This is a genomic window from Modestobacter sp. SYSU DS0657 (genome assembly GCF_054050925.1).
Window position 1 is genome coordinate 1 of record NZ_JBJHAG010000055.1, and the last position, 5,380, is coordinate 5,380.

The following is a 5,380-nucleotide window of genomic DNA, read 5'->3' on the forward strand; positions in this document are numbered from 1 at the left end:
GGGGCCCCCCCCGGGCGCGGCGCCGCCCCGGGGGGCCCCCCCCCCCCGGGGGGCCCCCCCCCCCCGACGGTCGAGCGCAGGATCAGGTGGTCTGCTGGCGCTTCGGCTCGGAGCGGGCGTCCAGCTGGATCTCCTTCTCCGCGCGGGGCACGCCGGCCTTCAGCTCCTTGGTCCGCTCCACCTCGGCGTCGAACTCGATGCCGAACAGCAGCGACAGGTTGATCAGCCAGAACCAGATCAGGAAGATCACCACGCCGGCCAGCGCCCCGTAAGTGGCGTTGTAGCTGCCGAAGTTCGCCACGTAGAAGGCGAAGGCAGCGGAGGCGACGACCGCCACCAGGATGGCGACGCCGGCGCCGGGGCTGACGAACTTGAAGCCGCGCAGCTTCGCGTTCGGGGTCGCGTAGTAGAGGACGGCGATCATCAGCGCCAGCAGCACCAGGATCACCGGCCACTTGGCCCACGTCCAGACGGTCAGCACGGTGTCGCCCAGCCCGATGGCCTGACCGATCGCGTCGACCACCGGGCCGCTGAGCACCAGCATCGCCAGGATCAGCGCGGCGAACAGGATGCCGATCAGGGTGACCAGCAGCTGCAGCGGCTTCAGCTTCCAGATCTTGCGCCCCTCGCGGGTCTCGTAGACCACGTTGGCCGCCCGGGTGAAGGCCCCGACGTAGCCCGACGCCGACCAGATGGCGCCGGCCAGACCGAGGACCAGACCGAAGCCGGCCGCCGTCGAACTCCCCGCGACCTGCTGGATCACCGGGTTCAGCGTCTCGGCCGCGTCGTCGGGGACGACCTCGGTGAGCGCGGTGGTGAGCTCCTCCGGGTCGGTGAGTAGCCCGACGATGGAGGCGAGTGCGGCGAGCGCCGGGAACAGCGCCAGCACGCCGTAGTAGGTGAGCGAGGCGGCCCAGTCGGTGAGGCCGTCCTCGCTGAACTCCTTCAGCGTGCGCTTGAACGTGCCACCGGTGGTGGGCTTGGGGTCGGCACCGGTGGGCGCGAAGTCCGCCCGCTCGTGGGTGATGTTGTCGTCGTCCGGCGCGGTGTCGCGGGCGACGTTCGGGTCGTTCCTGGAGGTGTCCCCTCCAGCGCCCTGCTGGGCGCTGCGTGCTCGTGCTCCGGCCATCAGGCCCTCCGGTGTGCCGCTGGTCTGTGTCGGAGCTGCGGTTCCCACTCCGAACGCCGGTCACGCCTGCGGAGGACGCATTCCGGTAACGGCTGTTCCTGGCGGGCGGACCAGGGGTGAACACCCGGAGAACAGGCCGCTCCCGACCGCGCCGCACCGGCGGGAGCGACGAGCATCACATCGAATCGCCGAAGAAGTCTCCCAGGGAACGGTTCGCCGGTGACGGAACGGGCACCGATTCGTCCAGAACGGCAACCGCTGGCTCCCCCCGGCGGTCCCCGAGAGGAAGTGTGGAGCAGACAGATGGTGTTGTGGCCGGCGGTGACCCTGGTCGGTTTCCTGGTGCTGACCGCTCTGGTGATCGCGATGGGCACCCAGTCGACGGCGCGCTGGGAGGCGGAGAAGCGGGCGGCGTCCGCCCCGCGGGCCCGGCATGCGGCCCCCGAGGGCGTTCGCGCCACGGCGGCCCTGTAGCCCCTCCCCGTACGCGCCCGACGGCGGTCCCCCAGCTGGGGGGCCGCCGTCGTCGCGTTCAGAGCCAGTCGGGCGGGGTGTCCAGCACCGTCCGGTCCAGCGAGGCCAGCAACGCCAGCTGCGGCCCGACCTTCGGCAGCTCCCAGCGCTGGAAGAACCGCGCTGCCTGCCGCTTGCCGGCGTAGAAGGCGCCGTCCCGGCCCTGCTCGTCCCGCCCCTCGGTGGCCAGCGCCTGCTCCAGCCACAGCCAGCCGACGACGACGTGCCCGACCGCCTCCAGGTACACCGTCGCGTTGGCGAGCGCCTGCTCCGGGTCACCGTCGGCCCACAGCACACCGGTGACCGTGCCGATCCGCCGCACCAGCTCGTCCAGGGTGGCGGCGAGGTCGGCCCAGGTGGTCTCCCGGGCCCGGAGGGTGGTGGCGGAGATGGTCTCGGCCAGCAGGGCCAGGCCCGCGCCGCCGTCGGCGACCACCTTGCGGCCCAGCAGGTCCAGCGCCTGGATGCCGTGGGTGCCCTCGTGGATCGGGTTGAGCCGGTTGTCCCGGTAGAACTGCTCGACGGGGAAGTCCCGGGTGTAGCCGGCGCCGCCGAGCACCTGCACGGCCAGGTCGTCCGCGGCCAGGCACCACTGCGAGGGCCAGCTCTTCGCGATCGGGGTGAGCACCTCCAGCAGGAGGTGGGCCCGGGCTCGCGCGTCCTCGGTCTCCGCCGTCCGCTCCTCGTCGACGAGCCGCGCGCAGTACAGGCCCAGCGCCAGCCCGCCCTCCACGTAGGACTTCGCCGCCAGCAGCATCCGCCGCACGTCGGGGTGCTCGATGATCGGCACCGGGGCAGCCCCGCCGTCGCCCGCCCGCCCCTTACCGGCCAGCGGGCGGCCCTGGGTGCGGGTGCGCGCGTAGTCGAGGGCGTGCAGGTAGCCCGTGTAGCCGAGCGCGGTGGCGCCCATCCCGACGCCGATCCGCGCCTCGTTCATCATGTGGAACATGTAGGTCAGGCCGCGGTGCTGCTCGCCGACCAGGAAGCCCACGGCCCCGGGGCGGCCGCCGGGGGTGTACCCACCCTCACCGAAGTTGAGCAGGGTGTTCGTCGTCCCGCGGTAGCCCATCTTGTGGTTGAGCCCGGCCAGCACGACGTCGTTGCGCTCACCGAGCCTGCCGTCCTCACGCACGAGGAACTTGGGCACGACGAACAGCGAGATGCCCTTCACGCCGGGCGGGCCGCCGGGGATCTTGGCCAGCACCAGGTGGACGATGTTCTCGGTGAGCTCGTGGTCGCCCGCCGAGATCCACATCTTGGTGCCGGTCAGCCGGTAGCTGCCGTCGTCCTGCGGCTCCGCGCGGGTGGTGATGTCGGCCAGCGACGAGCCGGCCTGCGGTTCGGAGAGCGCCATCGTGCCGAACCAGCGGCCCTCGGCCATCGGCGGCACGAAGGTCTGCACCTGCTCGGCCGTGCCGTGCGCGACCAGCAGGTTGGCGTTGGCCATGGTGAGGAACGGATAGGCCGAGGTGCCGATGTTCGCCGCCTGGAACCACGCGTGCACCGCCTGGTTCACCACCGCCGGCAGCTGCAGCCCGCCCAGCTCCTCGGGCAGCGCGGCGGCGGTCATCCCGGCGTCGGCGAACACCCGCAACGCCGCGGCGACCTCCGGGATGAGCTGCACCCGGCCGTCGACGACCTGCGGCTCGTGCTCGTCGGCGGCCCGGTTGTGCGGCGCGAAGTGGTCGGTGGCGATCTCCGCGGCGAGCTCGAGCACCGCGTCGAAGGTCTCCCGCGAGTGCTCGGCGTATCGGGGGCGCTTCGAGAGCACCTCGACCTGCAGCCACTCGTGCAGCAGGAACTCCAGGTCGCGGGCGCTGAGGATCGACGACGGGGGCACGGGCTCCTCCTGGCGACGGCGGTGTCGGGTGGGCCGGGGCCCGTGCCGCCAGGCTAGGCCGGGTGTCCGGCGCAGGCCGGTCGGGTACGAGCCGGCCATGGACCTGTCCAAGATCGTGACCCGCGCGACGGGCCTGGCCAGTGAGGCCGGGAGCGGCGCGCTCAAGCAGCTGCAGCACCTCCGGGTGCCCGGGGTCGGTCAGACCTCGGTCACCGACGACCCGCGGACGGCGGCCCGGCGCTGGCGGGCCGTCACCGTGCTGACCGACGTCGACGCGCTGCGGACGACGACGCCGGCGCCGCTGGCGGCCTTCGGCGACCGGCTGGAGGTCCGGGTGACCCCGGCGCCGGGCGACCGGGGTGCCGAGCTGGCCGCCCGCTTCCGCGGCCCGGTGACGAAGGACGAGATCGGCGAGCTCCGCGCGGCGCTGCGGGAGGCCAAGCAGCTGGTCGAGGTGGGCGAGGTGCTGCGGGTCGAACCGCAGCCGCACGGCCACCGCAAGGAGACGCCGCAGGGCGCCGTCCTGGACGGCATGACCCGCGACGCGGGCAAGGAGGGAGTGCTGTGAAGGCCGCGACCTGGACCGGGGTGAACGAGGTCTCCGTCGAGGAGGTCCCCGAGCCGCAGCTGCTCAACGACCACGACGTCATCCTGAAGATCACCCAGTCGGTCACCTGCGGCTCGGACCTGCACCTGGTGGGCGGCTACATCCCGTTCATGCGCGCCGGTGACGTGCTGGGCCACGAGTTCATCGGCGAGGTCGTCGAGGCCGGGCCCGCCGTGCGGAACCGGAAGGTGGGCGACCGGGTCGTCGTCGCGCCGTTCGCCGCCTGCGGCAACTGCTGGTACTGCAAGCAGGAGCAGTACTCGCTCTGCGACAACGGCAACGCGAACCCGGGCATCACCGAGGGGCTGTGGGGCCAGAGCCCCGGTGGCTGCTTCGGGTACTCCCACGCGATGGGTGGCTACGCGGGCAGCCACGCCGAGTACATGCGGGTGCCCTACGCCGACGTCGGCACCTTCGTCGTCCCCGAGGGCGTCTCCGACACCCGGGCGCTGTTCGCCTCCGACGCCGCCTCGACCGGCTGGATGGGCGCCGACCTGGCCGGCACGAAGCCCGGGGACGTCGTCGCCGTCTGGGGCGCCGGCGGAGTGGGCCAGATGGCCGCCCGGGCGGCGGTGCTCCTGGGCGCCGAGCAGGTCGTCGTCCTGGACCGGGTGCCCGAGCGGCTGGCCCAGGTGCGCGAGAACGTGGGCGCCGAGGCGGTCGACTACACGACCACCGACGTCCTGGCGGAGCTGCGCGAGCGCACCGGCGGCCGCGGTCCGGACGTCTGCATCGAGGCCGTCGGCATGGAGGCGCACAGCCCCGGCGCGCCGGGCGTCTACGACCAGGTGAAGCAGCAGCTGCGGCTGCAGACCGACCGGCCCACCGCGTTGCGCGAGGCGATCATGGCCTGCCGCAAGGGCGGTTCGGTGTTCAGCCTCGGCGTCTTCGCCGCGATGGTGGACAAGTTCCCGATGGGCGCGGTGATGAACAAGGGCCTGACCCTGCGCGGAGCCCAGGTGCACGCCCAGCGGTACATCCCCGAGCTGCTGGAGCGGATGGCCCGCGACGAGCTGGTCACCGAGCACCTGGCCACCCACGTGCTGCCGCTGAGCGAGGCGCCGCGGGGGTACCAGATGTTCAAGGACAAGACCGACGGCTGCGTGCGGGCGGTCTTCGAGCCCTGACACCCGAGGCGGCGCACCTGCCCGCCGGTTGATCACGGGCAACACGTCGCGGGGGGGGGGGGGGGGGGGGGGGGGGGGGGGGGGGCCCCGGCGGGGGGCTCACCCGCCTGCGCGCCCGGCGGGTGGGGGCGGCGGGCGGGCGCCCCCCCCCCCCCCGGGCGGCG

Annotated in this window: 5 protein-coding genes; 3 read left to right on the forward strand and 2 right to left on the reverse strand. The window is 73.3% G+C overall.

Annotated elements, in window-relative coordinates:
- Positions 1-82: 82 nt before the first annotated feature.
- Positions 83-1,129, reverse strand: a complete 1,047-nt coding sequence (locus ACI79A_RS19585; protein ID WP_457085426.1) for a YihY/virulence factor BrkB family protein — start codon at positions 1,127-1,129, stop codon at positions 83-85.
- 303 nt (positions 1,130-1,432) lie between these two features.
- Here ACI79A_RS19585 and ACI79A_RS19590 point away from each other — a divergent pair, with 303 nt between their 5' ends.
- On the forward strand, positions 1,433-1,603 hold the full coding sequence (locus ACI79A_RS19590; RefSeq protein ID WP_457085427.1) for a hypothetical protein: 171 nt from the start codon (positions 1,433-1,435) through the stop codon (positions 1,601-1,603).
- 58 nt (positions 1,604-1,661) lie between these two features.
- Here ACI79A_RS19590 and ACI79A_RS19595 read toward each other — a convergent pair whose 3' ends face one another.
- On the reverse strand, positions 1,662-3,482 hold the full coding sequence (locus ACI79A_RS19595; RefSeq protein WP_457085428.1) for an acyl-CoA dehydrogenase: 1,821 nt from the start codon (positions 3,480-3,482) through the stop codon (positions 1,662-1,664).
- A gap of 97 nt (positions 3,483-3,579) precedes the next feature.
- Between ACI79A_RS19595 and ACI79A_RS19600 the strand changes: the two genes are divergently transcribed.
- The gene (locus ACI79A_RS19600) at positions 3,580-4,050 is read left to right on the forward strand and encodes a hypothetical protein (RefSeq protein ID WP_457085429.1); all 471 of its coding nucleotides are present in this window, start codon (positions 3,580-3,582) and stop codon (positions 4,048-4,050) included.
- Entirely contained in the window at positions 4,047-5,216 is a 1,170-nt protein-coding gene (locus tag ACI79A_RS19605) for a zinc-dependent alcohol dehydrogenase (protein ID WP_457085430.1), read from the forward strand. Before ACI79A_RS19600 ends, ACI79A_RS19605 begins: the two co-directional genes overlap by 4 nt.
- Positions 5,217-5,380 lie beyond the last annotated feature (164 nt).